At 58.6% G+C, this 2074-nt stretch carries 2 protein-coding genes and 1 pseudogene; all 3 read right to left on the bottom strand.

All coding sequences use genetic code 11. The features are described from left to right. Nucleotides 1–114: 114 nt before the first annotated feature. Entirely contained in the window at nt 115–894 is a 780-nt protein-coding gene (locus C0V97_RS10160; RefSeq protein ID WP_127102486.1) for a hypothetical protein, read from the bottom strand. Continuing rightward, nucleotides 891–1685, bottom strand: a complete 795-nt coding sequence (locus C0V97_RS10165) for a hypothetical protein (protein ID WP_127102487.1) — start codon at nt 1683–1685, stop codon at nt 891–893. Before C0V97_RS10165 ends, C0V97_RS10160 begins: the two co-directional genes overlap by 4 nt. A 136-nt stretch (nt 1686–1821) precedes the next feature. Then, nucleotides 1822–2074, bottom strand: a pseudogene (locus tag C0V97_RS18365) (3'-5' exonuclease); the annotation flags it as partial.

A 2074-nucleotide genomic window follows, 5' to 3' on the forward strand; every position in this document is an offset into this window, starting at 1 on the left:
TCGTCTTTGGCAATATCGGCCACGCCATAGAGCGCCCCGAGATGAACGGATATCTCAGGGTCGTGCTTCGCGAACCCAACGATAGCGTTTTTGGTGGCCTGCGCCTTCTCCCATTCACCCATGCTCGCCTCCCGCGCGGATGGCTGAGCGCAACGCTTCGAGAGCGTATTCACAGTGCAAAGTGACCTCACTGTGGATGATATCGCCGCGTTCACCGTCACTCATCTGGAGAGAGACAAATTTGCCGTTGCGGGCATTGTATCCGCCGCGCTTTCCGTCTTTCACTCGCTCAAGAGCGTATGCGGCTTCCTTCAAGACCCCCTCCAACTCCTTCACCCGATCCTCAAGCGTGGCGACGTTGGCGGGGCGGAGGTAGAGGGGGCGGACTTTTGTGCCTCGTTCAATGAACCATTCAGGCGATCTGGTATCATGCCAATCGCCACGCGCGTATTCATATTGCCATCCGTCCGGCTCCGCCCCCTCCGCATCCTTCCGGCGCTGCTCGGCCTCTCGGTCAGCCTTGAAACGCGGGACGACATAAGCCGCATAGGTGACAAATTCATCGTCGCTTCTGCCCTTGTTCGTACTTCCGGCGAGAATGTTCGTCTCCTCCGCAAGCACCTCGGCTTCTGCTCTGGACCCGCATGGATGCACATCATCAGGCCCGAGAATATGCACTGACCATTCGATCAATCCCGGCTTGTCGAGATTTGCCGAGATCAATTCGCGCTTCTCTTCGTCCTTCTGGCGCTGCTCTGCCGCACCTCGGGCTTCGGCTTCGAGGATGTGAGCGGTCGCAACTTCCTCGTGAGAGCAGCTTGCGCACAGTTCGCGCACCTGATCCGCCCGCGTCCGAAACTCCGCGCTCTCCGGCTTCTGTTCGTGCTGGGTCACTGTGTAATCTCCGCCGTCTCTCGTTCTTCACAAAATATGCCGCACTCCGGCATTTGGATCGCTTTCAAAGGTCCGCCCATTACGTCAGGGGATAATTCGTCCAAGAAGATCCGCTCTTTCCTCACCTCGACCAACCGGGCACCAATCCGGCGTGACTGCTCGCACCGGGCATGGAACACATCAGGCGCAACCTGTCGTATGAGGTTCCAGTATGTCGGGCTGGTCGCTTTGACACACCCAATGCAATTCGCATTTGGCAGTCCCAGCGCGTAGGCCTCAGGTAAACGAATTCCCGCATCAACAAGGATCTGGGCGCATCGCTCCTTGGTAAATCCTGCGTCAATCAATACAGGCAGGACATTCGCCCGCTCTGTAATGGTGAAATTGCGATGCCTGCGGCTTTCTCCCGCATGGAAACCCAGAACATGCCAGTCACAGGGGTTTTCAGCTTCCCATTTTTGGCGGGCCTCTTTCTTGAGGAGCGCGGTGCAAGGCGCTCCCCTTACCCCGGCCATATATCGTTTCTTCTCCCAGACAGCGGCGGCGCTCGCCATAGGCCATTTGGGGTGTGTAACCGTCTCGATCTTCCGCCCGATCCATTCTTCCACATCAGCCAAAAAGCGGCGGTTGTCCCACCCTTCTTCCATGACTGGATTATTCAGAACCCTGACGGAATTACGCGCGCCGTAAAGGCGGATCGTTTCGCGAGCGGCCACGGCACTTGCTGCCCCGCATGAAAACCACACCGCTATTTTTTGACCGACGATCTCCTTCTTCTGTTCGAGGGTCATCCCCGTCTCTCCCCTGCGCTCCGGCCCTTCATGGCCTCCTGCGCTTGTCCCTGCGCTGCTATCCGGGCGCGAATTGCATCCTGTGCCGCCTGCTCTCTCATCAGGCGGTCCGCTATTTCCTCGTCGCCGGGTTGGGTCATGCGGGTACCTGTTCGAGCATTTCGAAATAGATCCGCTTGCAGGCGCGAACATCGACCAGCGCGTCATGAGCGCCGTCCAGTTCTTCGCCATAGAAATGGCGGATGCATTCGGCCAGGCTCGGCGCTTTGGGCTTGTCGCCATACCCTGCAGCAATCATTCGCTCGGTCGGGGGCAGGTTCACGATCGGTGAGGCGTTCATCATCGTGCAGGCCTGCCGCTCGGGCAGCTTCCAACCACGCCCAGCGCGC

This window comes from Asaia sp. W19, from assembly GCF_003994335.1.
GTDB lineage: Bacteria > Pseudomonadota > Alphaproteobacteria > Acetobacterales > Acetobacteraceae > Asaia.